At 47.7% G+C, this 16528-nt stretch carries 17 protein-coding genes; 13 read left to right on the plus strand and 4 right to left on the minus strand.

What is annotated here, in order from left to right; translation table 11 throughout:
• Nucleotides 1-95: 95 nt before the first annotated feature.
• Nucleotides 96-1097, minus strand: a complete 1002-nt coding sequence (locus GPL15_RS05760) for a LysR family transcriptional regulator (RefSeq protein ID WP_215696892.1) — start codon at nt 1095-1097, stop codon at nt 96-98.
• A 203-nt stretch (nt 1098-1300) separates the two neighbouring features.
• Between GPL15_RS05760 and GPL15_RS27290 the strand changes: the two genes are divergently transcribed.
• The 3 genes from GPL15_RS27290 to GPL15_RS05775 are packed head-to-tail and all read left to right on the plus strand — an operon-like array spanning nt 1301 to nt 3873.
• Nucleotides 1301-1861, plus strand: a complete 561-nt coding sequence (locus GPL15_RS27290) for an HD domain-containing protein (protein WP_215696894.1) — start codon at nt 1301-1303, stop codon at nt 1859-1861.
• Nucleotides 1862-1897: 36 nt separating this feature from the next.
• Nucleotides 1898-2896: a 4-hydroxy-2-oxovalerate aldolase gene (locus GPL15_RS05770; RefSeq protein ID WP_346344902.1), complete on the plus strand. Its 999-nt coding sequence runs from the start codon at nt 1898-1900 to the stop codon at nt 2894-2896.
• 26 nt (nt 2897-2922) lie between these two features.
• Complete coding sequence (locus tag GPL15_RS05775) at nt 2923-3873, plus strand: NAD(P)-dependent oxidoreductase (protein ID WP_215696898.1); 951 nt, start codon at nt 2923-2925, stop codon at nt 3871-3873.
• A gap of 122 nt (nt 3874-3995) precedes the next feature.
• Here the strand turns inward: GPL15_RS05775 and GPL15_RS05780 are convergent, their stop codons facing one another.
• The 3 genes from GPL15_RS05780 to GPL15_RS05790 form a co-directional block, all read right to left on the minus strand.
• A complete protein-coding gene (locus GPL15_RS05780; RefSeq protein ID WP_215696900.1) occupies nt 3996-4352 on the minus strand; it encodes a molecular chaperone Hsp90 in 357 nt (118 codons plus the stop codon).
• A gap of 171 nt (nt 4353-4523) precedes the next feature.
• A complete protein-coding gene (locus tag GPL15_RS05785; RefSeq protein WP_215696902.1) occupies nt 4524-4835 on the minus strand; it encodes an AzlD domain-containing protein in 312 nt (103 codons plus the stop codon).
• Nucleotides 4825-5547, minus strand: coding sequence for an AzlC family ABC transporter permease (locus GPL15_RS05790; protein ID WP_215696904.1), 723 nt, complete (start codon nt 5545-5547; stop codon nt 4825-4827). The genes GPL15_RS05785 and GPL15_RS05790 overlap by 11 nt, the downstream gene beginning before the upstream one ends.
• Before the next feature lie 312 nt (nt 5548-5859).
• On the opposite strand from GPL15_RS05790, the gene GPL15_RS05795 reads away from it, so the two are divergent.
• From GPL15_RS05795 to GPL15_RS05840, 10 genes are all read left to right on the plus strand, one after another.
• Complete coding sequence (locus GPL15_RS05795; protein WP_215696906.1) at nt 5860-6729, plus strand: LysR family transcriptional regulator; 870 nt, start codon at nt 5860-5862, stop codon at nt 6727-6729.
• Between the two features lie 99 nt (nt 6730-6828).
• Nucleotides 6829-7617 carry an ABC transporter permease gene (locus GPL15_RS05800; protein ID WP_215696907.1) on the plus strand — a complete coding sequence of 263 codons (789 nt, stop codon included), beginning with the start codon at nt 6829-6831 and terminating at the stop codon, nt 7615-7617.
• The gene (locus GPL15_RS05805; protein WP_252198117.1) at nt 7596-8426 is read left to right on the plus strand and encodes an ABC transporter ATP-binding protein; all 831 of its coding nucleotides are present in this window, start codon (nt 7596-7598) and stop codon (nt 8424-8426) included. Before GPL15_RS05800 ends, GPL15_RS05805 begins: the two co-directional genes overlap by 22 nt.
• A gap of 62 nt (nt 8427-8488) precedes the next feature.
• Nucleotides 8489-9628: an aliphatic sulfonate ABC transporter substrate-binding protein gene (locus GPL15_RS05810; RefSeq protein WP_215696909.1), complete on the plus strand. Its 1140-nt coding sequence runs from the start codon at nt 8489-8491 to the stop codon at nt 9626-9628.
• Nucleotides 9629-9846: 218 nt separating this feature from the next.
• Nucleotides 9847-11364, plus strand: coding sequence for a HAMP domain-containing sensor histidine kinase (locus GPL15_RS05815; protein WP_215696912.1), 1518 nt, complete (start codon nt 9847-9849; stop codon nt 11362-11364).
• A gap of 86 nt (nt 11365-11450) precedes the next feature.
• Entirely contained in the window at nt 11451-12119 is a 669-nt protein-coding gene (locus GPL15_RS05820; RefSeq protein WP_215696915.1) for a response regulator transcription factor, read from the plus strand.
• A gap of 202 nt (nt 12120-12321) precedes the next feature.
• Nucleotides 12322-13116, plus strand: a complete 795-nt coding sequence (locus GPL15_RS05825) for a sulfite exporter TauE/SafE family protein (protein ID WP_215696917.1) — start codon at nt 12322-12324, stop codon at nt 13114-13116.
• A gap of 23 nt (nt 13117-13139) precedes the next feature.
• The gene (gene nagA / locus GPL15_RS05830) at nt 13140-14291 is read left to right on the plus strand and encodes an N-acetylglucosamine-6-phosphate deacetylase (protein WP_215696928.1); all 1152 of its coding nucleotides are present in this window, start codon (nt 13140-13142) and stop codon (nt 14289-14291) included.
• 175 nt (nt 14292-14466) lie between these two features.
• Nucleotides 14467-14985, plus strand: coding sequence for a LytTR family DNA-binding domain-containing protein (locus GPL15_RS05835; RefSeq protein ID WP_215696929.1), 519 nt, complete (start codon nt 14467-14469; stop codon nt 14983-14985).
• A 186-nt stretch (nt 14986-15171) separates the two neighbouring features.
• On the plus strand, nt 15172-16524 hold the full coding sequence (locus GPL15_RS05840) for a Wadjet anti-phage system protein JetA family protein (protein WP_215696930.1): 1353 nt from the start codon (nt 15172-15174) through the stop codon (nt 16522-16524).
• Nucleotides 16525-16528: the final 4 nt, after the last annotated feature.

Genomic DNA, 16528 nt, shown 5'->3' on the forward strand with positions numbered 1-16528 from the left:
AGAAAATGATTTCAGCACCAGTGGTTCCTGGCTGACAAAAAAGGCATCAATGATCTGCGCTTGGGGAGATTCCTTATATTCGAATATCTATGAAGTCACATTTCCCGGCCGTTACTCCGCAAGATGGCGTCTTCATACAGCTGCTTTTGCTGTTCACTATGAAAGCAGATCTCGGAAAAGACCTGTCTGCAGATACTGACGAAAACCTGAGCATAGTGGGGCAGATCCAGATCGGAAGGATATGCCATAACGGTGGTTATTTCAGGCATATTCAGAGGAAAGGCATAGATGTTGGAAAGCTTTTTTCTGTATATGTCATAGGGATAGAACAGGAAACTATCGGTCAGGATAGCGGCGCCGCACCCATTCACGCACATGTTGTAAATTAATTCATTATCATTGCTCTCAAAGACAGCTCTTGGAATCACATCTACAGCTTCAAACTCCTGATCTATCATAAGTCTGATCCGGTTATTAGGGGGAAGGAGCATCAAAGGAATCCCTGTCATATCTGAGAAGGTAATTCCTTCGGCGTATTTTTTCCGCACGATATCCGGCCCGGTGCCGAAATACTGTTCAAACAAAGTTTGAGGTATGACATAATACAGTTTTTCTGATGTGAGAGGTTCTATATGAAGCCGGGGATGAGCGGGGATATTGACGCCGATGCACATATCTAATTTATGATCCAGCGTATATTTTTCTAATAATAGGGAATTTCCCTCCGTCAGCCGAATCTCAATATTCGGAAAATGATTCTGATACGCCTGCCAGAGCAGAGGAAAATAATACTTTCCACGGATTCTGGAGCTCCCCAACAGGAGAATGCCGCTGGTCTTCTGGGAAATGTCAGCAAACTCCGATCTCATAATCCGTTCCATCCGGACAATACGGGCTGCGTAGCGGACCATCCGTTCCCCTTCTGGCGTGAGGCTTAAATGAGGACGGCGGTTGAATAGGGCAACACCATACTCCTGTTCCAGACGTTTGATATGGCTGCTGAGTGTCTGCTGGGTAATGTACAGTTTTTGTGCCGCCGCCGTAATATTCATTTCTTCCGCCGCCGTAAGAAAATAAGCTAAACTCCGTATACTCAAATAAACACCTCCACAGTATTTTTACTGTTAATCAGCTATATATTAAACAGTTTTATTTGATAATAAGATTATGATAACATATATAATACAGGGGTACAAGAAATGATTATCAGCAAAAATGACCATAGTTGGCGGACAGAACCGCTGCAGGGTGGCGCAGGAAATATGGAAATAGAAAAAATAACAAGTTGGGAGAGAAGACCGTGAATTATCAGCAGCTAGAAGCATTATTTCCGGAGTTTCAGGAGATCCGGGATGAAAACCTGAAATTCAAATCAATGGATGCCATGCAGTCAGCTATGGCCCGGGGCGGATGGACCGGTGAGAACATCCATCAGTGCCCTGTGACATTAAACTGGGAGAATTGCAGTGTGTCCTGGGTGGAACATGTAAGGGATGTGACGGAAATGTGTATCCGGGAATTTGTTGCATTGGAGAAGTATTATCAGCGCAATCAGGTCGATTTTAGCCGTGACCGGGTGATAGCCGGGGCCCTGCTTCATGATATAGGAAAGCTGACAGAATTTCTCATGGAAGATGGAAAAGTATGCTACAGCCCGGAAGCCCAACTGATGCGTCATCCTCTTTCTGGGGCGGTCCTTGCGGCGCAGGCGGGCCTTCCCAACCACCTGGTACATTTGATAGCCACGCATTCTTTTGAAGGAGATCAATCCTGCCAGACACCGGAATCTGAATTCGTACGGACCATCGATCTGTTTGTTTTCCGGTGTTCGGTCAAAGGGCTGAAAAAGAAGAACTGTTAACCGCGCTTTAAAATAAATTTTAGGAGGTATATGGAGTTGCTTCAATTAATGGATTGTACGCTGCGGGATGGAGCCAATGTAGTGGGAAAAGGGTTCCCGGCAGATTTAACGACAATGATTTTGAAAGGGCTGACCGCCGCGAAGGTTCCTGTCATTGAATTCGGCAACGCAGGCGGCATCGGCGCCTATGAAGTAGCCGGATTCACTCAGGCGGAGACGGATGAAACTTATTTATCGCTTGTAAAACCGTATCTGGGACAAGCAAAGACGGGTATGTTCCTTAATGCCAGGAGATACAGGGAGAATTATATTGATATGGCGAAGGCGGGCGGGATTGACTTTCTTCGCTGCGGCGCCGACGCCGGGGACTGTGGGATCACATTTGAACCCATAAAGGCGATTAAGAAGAGAGGAATGGAGGCATTTTACTCCGCTATGAAAGCCTATCTGCTGACACCGCAGGAACTGGCGGAAGAGGCAAAACAATTGGAGGCCATAGGGCTTGATGAGTTTACCATTATGGATTCGGCAGGAGCAATGTTCCCGGATGAAGTATCCCGATACGTGGAAGCTCTCGTGAAAGCGGTAAAAATACCGATCGGATTTCACGGACACAATAATTTGGCTTTCTCCGCCGCCAACGCCGTGGCGGCATATGAGAACGGGGCTTCGATTCTGGACTGCGGCCTGATGGGAATGGCCAGAAGCGCCGGCAACATGCCCACAGAGATATGTGCTGCCGTGATGCAGAATAAAGGAGAAATGGAAGACGTGGATTTGTACGCGCTGTTAGAATGCATCGATCAGATCGCCCCAGTGATGAAGGAGCGGTACGGCTATCATAACCCGATCCCTCCATTTGACCTGATTCTGGGCCTTAGCGGCGCGCACTCGAGTTTCGGAAAACTCTTTCGGTCCGCAGCGTCGGAGGCAGGAGTTTCTCTCTATAAACTGATTGTGGAAGTCTCAAAAGAGAACCGGAAAAATCCGAATGAGGACTTGGTACGCGCCGTTGCAAAACGTATTAAAGCCTGAGAAAATGGATATAGGAGGAGACCGCTGTGTTAAAAATATGTATTGCAGGTACCTACCCGGAAGGAACCGGCAGAATTTTTGAGGAACGTCTTCCAGCCGGCCGATTCAAGATTATAGAAGCGGATACACAGGAACAGTTTGATGAGGTGACGGACGCGGATGTGGTAATACTTCGTATCTTCAAAATGCCAAAAGAGGCGTTCGGCCGGTTTGCCAACCTTAAAATGGTAATGCGGTGGGGAGCTGGCTATGACAGTGTGGATGTGAAAGAAGCCGCCAGGCGGGGAATAACCGTCTGCAACACGCCGGGGGCCAACGCATACGCGGTCGCAGAGCTGGCCGTCGGCCTGATGATTGACGTGGGAAGAAATATTTTTGGATATTACGGAAACGTGCGGCAGGATAATTGGGATAGAAATGCATTTAATAAGAGTGTTTCCCTGAATGGCAAGGTGGTGGGCCTTTTAGGAGGAGGAAATATTGGCCGTCAGGTGGCTGAGAGAGTCGCTGCTTTTGGCGCTTCCGTACAGTATTATGATACATACCGCCTGAAAACGGAGATAGAGGAAAGGTATCACATGAAATATGTTGATTTTGATACGCTTCTCAGAACCAGCAATATTATCAGCATTCATATCCCTCTGACGGATGATACCTATCACATATTAGGGGAGGATCAGTTGGAGGCCATGGAACAAAGCCCTATTCTTATCAATACGGCCAGAGGGGGCCTGGTGGATGACGCGGCGTTGCTGGCGGCTCTCCAATCAGGGCGGATCTTTGGAGCTGGTCTGGACTGCGTAGAAGACGAGCAAAGCCAGGTGACAAAAGAACTGATGCAGATGGTAAATGTGATAGTAACTCCCCATATTGGCGGAAGCTCCAGCGACCTGGGAAGTGCAATCATACCAATGATTATAGAAAATATTGTGAAGCTGGAGGCTGGGGAGCCGGTCTCCTATATTGTAAAAGGGTAATACAAATCATTCATTCCAAAAGAGCATAACACATCAAAACCCCTGCAAAAGCGTTATTGTATAAGCTTTGCAGGGGCTTTTTATGCGGACAGGCCGTCCGCCGGTTTTGATATTATTTACTGTTACAGAATCTCTTCTTTCTTTCCAAGAATCGCCTCCACAGCCGCACAGGCCGGGCAGTCACAGAATTTTGCTCCCGCAGCCTTGATCTCCTTTGCGTGAGCCGCCACATTAGGAGCCACGTCCGCGCCGAAGACCTGGGCGCCGGCTTCGGATTCGGCAAAAGCGATTAACTGGTCGATTGGCATGATGTCCGCTTCCAGTTCGTCGATATATTTCTTTGTTTCCGCAGCTTCATGATCCGTTCCAACTGCTTCCAGCCAAGCCTGGGCGGCAGCTCTTGTCTCTGGGCTGCATGTGTGTGCGTCGATTAATTCATGAGTTTTTTCTACAACAAAATCCAATACTTCTTTCTTCATCGTATCCTCCATTCTGAGCGAACTGCCGAGGGCAATTCATACAATTGGTTTCTGATCTTTTTCCGCAGTCAAAACTGTTACTATATTTTACCATATTTGCCCTGTTTTTGCAATTTCGTTTGCAGAGCACCAGCTCAAATTCATTTCATATACAGAGCACCGGCTCAAATTTTATCTGCAGAGCACCAGCTCAAACAGGAACACCACCACACAGGCCGCTATGGACACCTGGAACAGGCTTTTTCCCTTCCAGGCCAGCCCGATGGCCGCAGCCAGTCCCGCGGCAGCCGACCAGATGCTGCCGGTAGCGCTTAAAATCGCCGGAAAGGTCATGACGGACAGGGTGACATAGGGGACGTAATAGAGAAACGAACGTATGGTTACATTTTTAATCTGTTTCCGGATCAATGTGAGGGGCAGCACCCGGATCAGGTAAGTGACGCCCGCCATAACGAGGATATAGAGATAGACGTTATTCTTCATAGGTTTCGTTCTCCTTTAATGGAAATAATAGGGCCGCGATTCCGGCGATTAACACGGTCAGGATGATGATTTTCATGCCGGAGGAGATGAAGCTGAAAAACGGGATTTTGGCGAACAGAAAGCTGGCGGCCATGGAAGCGGCCACCACGCCTGCCAGGACCCTGCTCTTTTTTGCCGGAGGGATGACCACTGCCAGGAACATGCCGTATAGGGCCACGCTCAGCGCCCGCACAATCCGGCCCGGCAGAACTCCGCCCATGACCACGCCAAGGCAGGTGCCAAGGGCCCAGCCGGGAGCCGCCATGCTGATCACTCCATACGTATAAAACGGATTTAACTTGCCCGGCTGTCCGATGGATACTCCGAATATCTCGTCCGTAACCCCATATCCCACCAAAAACCGGTGGATGAGAGGAAAGGACGGGTCCAGCTTCTGGGACAGGGAACAGGACATCAAAAGATATCTCAAATTGATCACAGCCTGTGATATGGCCATCTCTATGTAAGGGGAAGCGGCGCTTATGATGCCCAGCGCGGCGAATTCCCCTGCGGACGTGTTGTTGGTTAAGCTCATTAAAGTTGCCTGAAATGCGGTCATTCCTGAGTTTTTAGCCGCTATGCCCAGGGTAAAGGCCACGGCAATATAGCCCAGTGCGATTGGAATCCCGTCTTTTAATCCCCTGCGGTAACAGGCAGAGTTCGTTTGTACCATTGGAAAATGTCCTCCTAAACGTTTTCTGTTAAATGTAGTTGATTTCCGGTTTTATCCACCTTAAATATACTTTAGTTTACCATTCAAATTGACAGTAGTAAAACGAATATTTATAATTGAAATATTAGAATTTCTAATACAATGTAACTGCCCGGACAGGGGGGAACATGAATTTCCCATACTTTTTTCCCGGTTCTTCCGGTCAAGAAGATGAGCCGTCCCAATTGTCCCAATATAATACACATGATAAAAAGAACCTGTAAAAAATCAGAGGAAGGTAAGATTCTTTCAGGTGATATGGAGGAGGAAGAGATGACACGCTATGACGCATTTATTAAGGTAATTGAAACCGGAAGTTTTTCCAAGGCAGCCAAAGAACTGGGCTATACCCAGTCCGCGGTCAGCCAGATGGTGCACTCCCTGGAAGAAGAACTGTGCACAACTTTAATCAGCCGTAGCAGAAAGGGGATATCCCTGACGCCGGACGGTGAAGAGTTTCTTCCATATATTAAGAGCGTTTACCATTCCCACAGGGAACTGCTGGAAAAGAGGAAAGAGCTGCAGGGGCTTGAGGGCGGCATCATCAGGATCGGGACATTTTCAAGCGTATCCTGCAACTGGCTTCCTGAGTTGATAAAAGAGTTTAAAAAACAGTTCCCGGATATCTACTTTGATCTCCAGCAGGGGGAATACACCAGCATTGCAGGGTGGATCAAAGAGGGGAGCGTGGACTTTGGGTTTGTCAATCCGGAAGCGGTGTCCGGGCTGACCACCATTCCGCTGGCGGAGGATGAGATGCTGGCTGTTCTTCCGGTGGGGCATCCTTTGGCAGAAAAAGAACGGGTGTCTTTAAAAGAGATGGAAAATGAACCCTATATTCTTCTGGATGAAGGAGAACTGAGCGAACCCCTCAATATCTTCCGCCATTACAACATCCATCCCAGAATCCAGTACCGGGTATTCGACGATTACGCCATCATGGCCATGATTGAAAAGGGGCTGGGCGTGGCCATACTTCCAAAGCTGGTGCTGAGCCGGTGCAGATACGAGATCGTGTTAAAGGAGATTTCCCCGCCCATTGTGAGAACCATCAGCCTGGCTTATAAGAATAAGAAGGTTCTGCCTGTGGCCGGCCGGTATTTTATCGATTTCATTCTGGAGAGTTTTCATAAAAAAGTATGATAATATTTCATACTGTTTTTCCTGATCCAACAGGGGTAAACTAAAGACAGATAAGAAATGAATCACAAAGATCGTTTCATTTTATAGGAGGTTTGTCTTATGGAGACAGGTAAGAAGAAAAAGTCTTTTTGGGCTAAGATACCCACAAGTGTCTGGCTGCTTTTATCCCTGGTATCGGCATTTTTGCTGTGGATCGTTATCGCGTCAACGGAATCAGGAGGAGTGGTATTCGCAGAGCCGTGGGAAGTGCTGAATAAGTTTATCGCCAAAGTTTCAGACGGAACGTTATGGCCACATGTGTATATCAGTTTATTCCGTGTTATTGCCGGTTTTTCAATTGGATTTGTAGTATCAATCCCGATCGCATTTTTAATGGGCTGGTATGCGCCGTTTCGGAATCTGGTGGCGCCGTGGATCCAGTTCGTGCGTAACATTCCGCCGTTAGCTTACATACCCCTTGTTATCACCGGAGCAGGTGTTGGCGAGAAAGCAAAGGTAATCGTAATTTTCATCGCTTCATTCCTCGTATTGGTTGTAACCATCTATCAGGGCGTCTGCAATGTGGATGTGACACTGATTAAAGCAGCCAGAGTTTTAGGAGCGACGGACAGAGATATTTTCTTTAAGGTAGTCATCCCGGCTTCCACGCCGTTTATCCTGGTTGGCGCCAGACTGGGCCTTTCCGCATCCTTAACCACCTTGGTGGCCGCGGAGCTGACGGGCGCGTCAAAAGGTCTGGGCATGATGATCCAGAAAGCCCAGGGTTATTACGATATGGCAACCGTGCTTCTCGGCATTTTGATTATCGGTATTATCGGAATGCTGATGGAACAGCTCGTTAAATTCTTAGAGAGGAGGCTGACAGGATGGCAGGAAACAATGCAGTAAAGATGGAAAAAACAGAAACCGGAGCCGGAAGCAATAAGGTAAAGGTTAAAATTGATAAAGTTGAAAAAATTTACAGCGGCCGCAACGGCGACATGGTGGCATTAAACGGCGTCAGCCTTGACATCATGGAAAATGAATTCGTATGTGTGGTAGGGCCTTCCGGATGCGGAAAGTCAACCTTGTTAAATATCATCGCAGGATTGTTGGAGCCGTCTTCCGGCGCTGTCTATGTGGACGGAAAAGAAGTAAAAGGCCCGGGCCCGGAACGCGGTGTGGTCTTCCAGCAGTATGCTCTGTTCCCATGGCTGACCGTATTGAAGAACGTGCAGTTTGGCTTAAAGCTCCAGGGCATGGGAGAGGCCGAATCCAAGGAAACCGCCATGAAGTATTTAAAAATGGTGGATCTGGAACAGTTTGCGGATTCCTACCCTAAGGAGTTATCCGGCGGTATGAAACAGCGTGTGGCAATAGCCAGGGCTTACGCGGTGAATCCACAGGTGCTTCTGATGGATGAACCTTTCGGGGCTTTGGATGCCCAGACCAGGACACAGCTCCAGTCCGAGCTCATTAAAACATGGCAGGAACAGAAAAAGACGGCTTTCTTCATCACACACGATGTGGAAGAGGCGGTTATCTTAGCCACTAAGGTCATTATCATGAGCGCAAGGCCGGGACGCATTAAAAAGATTGTGGACATCAATCTTCCCTATCCCCGCACTCAGGAGATGAAGATGGAACTTCCATTCCTGGATCTTAAAAGCTACATATGGGGCGAAGTATATAAAGAATACCTTGAAGTCCGTAAATAATAAATTATTTTTAAATGCCGCTTAAAACTAAAATATGACGGCGGCAAGAAGGAGGAAACTATATGAAAAAAAGTATGAGCGTGTTATTGGCATCAGCGATGGCAGCGGCAGTGCTGGCAGGATGCGGCGGCGGAAAGACTGAACCGACGACAGCGGCCACAACGGCAGCGACAACAGCGGCAGAAACCACTAAGGCAGAAGAGACCACAGCAGCAGAAGCAAAATCAGAAGCAGCTTCTACGGAAGCTAAAACTGAGGCTGCAAAAGAGCCGGAAACATTTGAGCCGGCAACACTCCGGGTGGCATATATGCCGAATATGGGAAGCTGTTCCCTGGCCATTACGGCAAAAGAAAAAGGGTATTTCGATGAGATGGGCCTCACCGTAGAGATGGTGGAATTCCAGGGCGGCCCTGCTGAAATCGCAGCAATGGCTTCCGGCGATATCGATATCTCACAGATCGGACACGGCGCTCATGCATTGTGTGCGGAAGGAGAAGCGGTGATCTTCCAGATCGACTGTACCAGCCTTGCGGACGCAGTGATCGGAAATAAAGACAAAGGCGTTAATACAATCGCTGATTTAAAGGGCAAAAAAGTAGCGGCTACCAGCGGAACATCGGCTGAAATTATTTTAAATCTGGCTTTAAAGAACGAGGGCTTAACGGCTGACGATCTTGAGATCGTAGAGATGGATGCCAACGGCATCGTATCCGCAATGGTAAGCGGCGCGGTAGACGCATGCGCTACCTGGTCACCAGGAACCACCACAATCGCGGACGCATTGGGCGACAAGGCTGTCTGGCTGGCAACCAACCAGGATTATGTAAATGAAGTTACATTCCCGTCCAGTTTCATCACAACCCAGAAATATGCGGACGCAAACCACGATTTACTGGTTCGTTTCTCACGGGCTTTACAGAAAGCGTCTGATTACAGAGCAGCCAACATCGATGAAGTTGCTAAATTCGTTGCCAAACAGTGTGAAGTTGACGAAGCTACCATGTTGGCATGTACCGGTGAAGGCCAGTGGCTGACCAGCGATTTCGTAGGAAAAGGCCTGGCTGACGGAACCATCAAGAAATACTATGAGAACCAGCAGCAGGTATTCATTGACGGCGGACGGCTTACTGAGAAAGTTGATGTAGATAAGTATGTCCTGTTTGATGTGATGCAGGAAGCATATGATGCAAATAATAAATAAAACTTCTTTTATTCAGAGGCTGGAGAAATGCCTGGAATAAACGGATAGCGGTGCGGCGGCAGAAAAAACGGAAGGAATCCGGTTTTCTGCCGCTCCACCGCTTTTTCAGTGGCGGAGCGCGTCCTGGAATTTAAGCGGGTTTCAGCGCTGACTGGCATCAAACGTTGTAAATAAGTTCAAATTATGGTACTATCTTGATAGTTTATACGGAAGCGGGGATGGGGGACATGCTGTTTATCGTATTGTTATTTTTGGCAATTTCATCAATCGCCCTGTTTTTTCTCAAAAGGGACAGGCAGACGTTATATATGCTGGGACTCTGTTTCAGTTTTATTTTAATGTTTATCGGGATTATCATCTACTTAGCCAAAACAGGGGGGCTTTCACAGGCCCAGAAGCTGTTTTTGTTTTTTGATACGAGAATCCAGAGAAAGCTGTCCTATTTGATCTTTCCGCTGAGACAATTAGGTTATATGATCGCCATAGGGCGGTTTCTGTTTCCGGCATTTCTGCTGTTGATCGCCATCAATTACAGCATGATTCCCTGGGTGCTCAGGTATAAAAAACGGAGCTGGATGGTTTTTATTCTTCCGGTGGTCAGCCTTGGCATCTATTATCCGGAGATTTTCTTTAAGCTGGTGAGAAGCCGTTTTACCCTGCAGCTTTTTCTGATGAAAGCCACGGTGAGCTGGATTTATCTCTATTTGATTGCCGCGGTATGTCTGCTGGTCTGTGAGTACCGGGGAACGACCATTCCCTATTCCAAGAAGCAGTTCCGGTATATCACGGTTTTCCTTTTGAGCGTGACGGCCCAATATGCAGTTTACTGCACCCAGGATCCGATCCAGGTTTACCAGATGTATTCCAGTGAATACATGAGATTCAGCGGAAGGCTGTATACCAATTCCATGATGAGCATACAAGGCTGGTTTCTGTTCACTCTCGTTACCATGTTTTTTGTGGTGCTGGGATTCTGGAACCTGAAAAACTATACGATGATCGATTATGAGGAAACTGCGGATGAGGTGAGGATTCAGAGGAAATTCGATACGGCCAGCATGGGGGTGTCGGTTTTCGTGCACAGCATTAAAAACCAGCTCCTTTCCAACCGGGTGCTGTGCAAGAAAATGCGCAGGGAACTGGCCCAGGAGGAGCCGGACCTGGTTAAACTGACGGAGTATGCGGACATGCTGGAAGATGTGAATGAAAGCATGCTGGGCAGGATGGAGGAACTGTATAAAAGCATAAAATCCAATTTCATTTCCCTGTCCCCGGTGGAGGCGGATAAGGTGATCGAAATGACGTTAAAGCTGTTTCATAAAAAATATCCGGAAACGCCGGTGGAAATATCCGGTGTAACGGAGGAATCGGTTTTGGCAGATGTACAGCATCTCAGCGAGGCGCTTTATAACCTGCTCACCAACGCGCACGAGGCATTTATGGCATCCGCCAAGGAAGAAGAGCGGCTGATGCTGATCATTCACAGTGAACGCCTCTATATCGGTTTTGAAGTCAGGGACAATGGAATGGGAATATCCAAGCAGGACCAGCGAAAGATTTTCGATCCTTTTTATACCAGCAAGAACACCAATTTCAACTGGGGGATGGGGCTTTATTATGTGAGGAAAATCGTGAAAAGCCATTTGGGAATTTTAAGGCTGGAAAGCAGGGTGGGGGAAGGAACCAGCTTTTTTGTGATGATTCCCCGATATGAACCCAGAGGCAGGGGACAGTAAAAGAAGATATTTAAGAAGGTATTAAGAAGAAGGCATTAGAAGAAGGCATGAGATAATATGGAAAAAGGGAGGCAGGAAATAAGCGTATGATCAGAATTGCAATTGTGGAAGATTTCGACCTGATCAGGGAAGATCTATGCGAATTGATCGGGGGCCGGGAAGATATGGAGGTTATCTGGGAAGCTTCCACAGGCCAGGAGGCGGTGGAACAGGCTAAAGAAAAACATGTGGATATCATTTTAATGGATATAGAGATGGAAACCGTCAATGCGGGAATCCTGGCGGCTGAAAGGATACGGGATGAGAATCCGGACCAGCAGATCATATTTTTGACGGCCCATGAAACAGACCAGATGATCATAACGGCCATGGGAACCGGGGCCGTTGATTATATTGTAAAAGGCGGTACGGATGAAGATGTGCTCACCCATATCCGCAACGCCTACGCGGGCAAGCCGGTGATGGAGTACCGCATCCAGGAGACTGTGATGAAAGAATATACCAGGCTTCAGCGTTCGGAACGGAGCCTTCTTTTCTTCATCAATAACGTGTCCCAGCTGACCGCGGCGGAACGGGAGCTGGTGAAACTGCTTTTAGAGGGCAAGAAGGTTAAGGAAATCGCCCAGGTGCGCTGTGTGGAACTCATTACGGTGAAGACCCAGATCAAGAGCCTATTAAGAAAATTCGGCTGCAGCAGGACCAAGGAGATCGTATCCATCATTCGGGAATTGAATATTTCCCACCTGTTTATTTAAACTGATCCGGTCATATATATTTAATCAAACGTTTGGGCAAAATTTTTGAGCAAAAGTTAACAATATGTGATAGAATAATATTGTTTGTGATTTAATACAAAAGACAGGCATGGCAGCCATTCAGACGGCCCATCTTCTTTGACGAAATATATGGTCTGAACGGTTGCCTGAAATGAAGGATTTATAGGAAAGAGGAGAAGGAATGAGTGGATATTTATATGTAATATTTTTAGCTGTCAGTTTTACTGCTTCCGTGGTCGGAGCGATCTGTGGAATTGGCGGCGGCGTTTTGATCAAGCCGCTTTTAGATGCGTTTGGGGTGCTCAGCGTGGCATCCATCAGTTTTCTGTCCGGCTGTACGGTGCTGGCCATGACCTGCTATTCCGTAGGAAAGTCAAAGCTCAGCGGTGAGTCAAAGGTGGATATGAAGACGGGAACCCCTCTTGCCATCGGTGCGGCCATAGGCGGAGTGGCAGGTAAGATGATGTTCCAGGCGATTGCGGCCATGTCGTCCGATCCCAATAAGGTGGGAGCGGTACAGGCGGCCTGTCTGCTGGTCATCACATTCGGAACCATGGTTTATACGGTCAATAAGGACAAAGTACATACCCTTCATGTTACCAATAAAATGGCCTGTATCCTGATCGGCCTGATTCTGGGAATCTGTTCTTCTTTCCTGGGGATCGGCGGCGGCCCCATCAACCTGGTGGTGCTGTTTTATTTCTTTTCCATGGATACAAAAGTGGCGGCGGAAAATTCCCTGTATATTATCCTGTTTTCCCAGATCACCAGTTTAATCAATACCCTTGTTACGGGAACCGTGCCGGAATTCGGCTTCCTGCTGCTGGTTTTAATGGTCGGCGGCGGTATCATGGGCGGTGTCGCAGGACGTATTGTCAATAAACGGATTGATGAAAAGACAGTTAACCGTTTGTTTATTGTACTCATGATTATTATTATGCTGATTAATGTTTATAATATATACCAGTTTATGTAAATGCTGGCAGGATAGGAGGGGCTATGAAAACACTGTTAAAAAATGGTCTTTTATACCTGAATCACGGATTTGAGAAAAAGGATCTTCTGCTTCGGGACGGCATTATCTCACAGATCGGAGAATCCCTTGAGGATGGGGAGGCGGAAGTGACCGATCTGGAAGGAAAGAAGGTGGCGCCCGGATTTTTCGACATCCACACCCACGGCGCGGTGAATGTGGATGTGAACGCGGCATCGGCCGAGGACTTTGAGGCCATTTGCCGGTTTTTCGCTTCCAAAGGGGTGACTAGCTGGCTGTGCTCGATATTAACGGATACGAGAGAGCAGACGCTGGCCTGTATCGAAGAATACAAGCGCTGGAAAACATTGGAACATAAAGGCGCAGACCTGGCCGGAATCCATTTGGAAGGGCCGTTTCTCTGCGCAGAATATAAGGGAGCCATGCCGGAACATCTGCTGCGGCCTGCGGACCTGGAACTGCTGAAAGAGTATCAGGAAGCGGCTGGCGGAGATATCCGTTACATCACCGTATCCCCTGAAGTGGAAGGGATTGTGGATATGATCCCGGAGATTAAAAAACTGGGCATACAGACTGCAATCGGCCACTCCGGCGCTGATTACGATACGGCCAGAGCCGCCATCAAAAACGGAGCGGCGGCATCCACCCATACCGGCAATGCGATGAAACTGCTGCACCAGCATTTTCCCGCCATCTGGGGAGCCGTATTGGAGGATGACGACCTTTATTGTGAAATGATCTGCGACGGCCGCCATCTCCATCCAGGCACGGTGCGGCTGATCATTAAAACCAAAGGGCTTGACCGGGTAATAGCAGTAACGGATTCCATCATGGCGTCAGGACTTCCTGACGGAAAGTATAAACTGGGCGTCAATGACGTTGTGGTTGTGGACGGGGATGCCAAACTGGCTGTAGGCGGAAGCCGGGCGGGAAGCACCCTTACCATGGATGCGGCGCTGAGAAACCTGCTGGAGTTCACCGGCCGTCCTATTGAGGAGTTAATCCCTGTGATGACGGAGAATCCGGCCAGGCTGATGGGAATGTACGGCAGCATCGGTTCCATCGATACAGGCAAAGACGGGGACCTTGTGGTTCTGGATGAAGAGAACCGGGTGTTTTCCACCTATTCAAAAGGGAAAATGCAGTATCATGTATAAGGTTTTGGAATAATATGTTCCGGTTGTGCAAACAATCACGAAAATTTGCACAACCGGAATTTTTATGTATGGATTTGTTAAATGGATCGTATTTTTATGATTTTGAAGTTACAAACGTAAAAACAATGCGTTTTTTCTTAGGGATGGTTTAACCATATGAGAAAAGGAGAAGCGTATGCGTACAATAGTTTGTGATGTTTGGCAGACTCGTTTTAAGCAGATGGAATCGAATTCCAAAAACGGCCGGAATGACGGCAGAAACCAGTTGGAGAATAAATATGATAAGGATGTGGGGCTCTTTCTTAACGCGTTTAAGAAGGAGCCTTTTCATATAGATTTTTGGGCTTATGAAACATTGTACAGGAAGTATGTGGTGGCCAGCAACCAGAAGATGACCTTATACCGGTTCGATGATATTATATATATGGAGTCCTATCTCCATTCCGTTAAGATACATACAATAAATGGCACTGAAATCATACAGTCTAAACTGGATGAGGAAGAGGAGAAAATACCGGGATGGAAATTTATCCGGATTCATCAGAGCTATATTGTGAATCTGGTTCATGTGAACAGCCTGACGTCAACAGAGGTGGTGTTATATAATGGGCATAAACTGAAGGTCAGCGCCAGCAGGCGCAGACAGGTGCTGAGATCCATGGAAAAGTTTGCCGGGTGGGGAGAAAATAGCTGAACATGCGTCCGGGTTTTGGGCGCTGTTTGTCTGTTTGGGTGAGGTGGAAAGACAAAAGCATTTTACTACATTCCGGAAGTGCGTTATAATAGAGGTTACAGTAACGGCCGGGGCTGCATCCGCTGAGAGGCTCCCGGCAGTTCTGTGGATTAAATGCCGTTTTACACGGCGGAATGAAGGAAATGAATGAGATTACTGACTGAAATCCCCGACCGGTTCTGGAGCCTGTTTAGGTCGGTCAACCGGGAAACTTACATAGAATCATTGTTGAAGATCAATGAAGAATACGAATATAACAGCTATTTCCTCAGCAGGGAAGTCTGCATCCAGGTGCTTGCGGATTATTTTGCCCAGAGAAAGATTACCATCAAACAGGAGGAAGAGGACGACGAGATCGATGCGCTGGAACCGCCGGCCACCCGGATTTTAAACTGGCTTGTCCGGGCAGGGTGGCTTCGAAAGCTGGATGACTACAATACTCTGGTGACCAACATCGTAATCCCGGATTACGCCGCCGTCTTTATTGAGGCGTTTGAGCATTTGTTCAATGAGGAGGAGAATGAAACGGAAGTCTACATCCAGAACATCTATGCCATTTTATTTTCCTTCAAAAATGATCCGAGAGCCAGCGTGAGCCTGCTCCATACGGCCCTCGTGAACACCCGGAAGCTAAATAAGGCCCTGCAGGACATGCTTCATAATATGGATAAATTTTTTGCCAGCCTGCTGGAAAAACGGTTTTACGGCGATCTGTTAAAGGAGCACCTGGAAGGCTATGTGGAAGAGATTGTAAAAAAGAAATACCATATACTGAAAACATCGGATAATTTCTATCTCTATAAGACGGATATCAAGCGCTGGATCAACGAGATGAGGGAAGATTACGACTGGGTGGAGAAGACTGCCGGCCGGAGCGGAGGAAATGTGGACGAGACACAGATCATCCGGACCCTGGACGATATTGAGAGGGGATTCGATGATATCGAGCGGAGAATCGCCAATATGGACAGAGAGCACATGAAATATGTGAGCGCCACGGTGGGCCGCCTGAACTATCTGCTGAATAATGACGACGATACCAAGGGCCTTGTGATACAGCTTTTAAACCACATGGCCGCCAAAGAGGATATCACTGAAACCCTGAGTGAGATCAGCGGCAGGATCAACCTGTCTTCTCTGGAAGTGATATCAGGAAAATCCCTTTATAAAAAGAGAAAGCCCAGAACCGCTTTTACGGAAGGGCTGGAGGATGTGGAAGAGAGCGAAGAGCTGGACCGGGAGGACATTCTGCGCCTGAACCGGCTGGGTAGCCGTTACAGCAAAAAGGAGATAGAAGATTTCATCTTCTCCCGCATGACGGAAGGGACGGCGGAAATTACAGAAGGTTCGGTTCAGTCGGATCAGGAGTTTGAAAAGCTGATTCTGGCATATGATTATGCGATCCGCAGGAACAGCCGGTTTGCGGTCAGGGAAGACCAACCGGAACTCATCGATAACGGCAGATATCAATACCCAAAACTGACATTTACGAGGAAATGAGGAC

Origin of the sequence: Clostridium sp. MCC353 (assembly GCF_018785315.1) — a bacterium.
Taxonomy (GTDB): Bacteria; Bacillota; Clostridia; order Lachnospirales; family Lachnospiraceae; genus CHH4-2.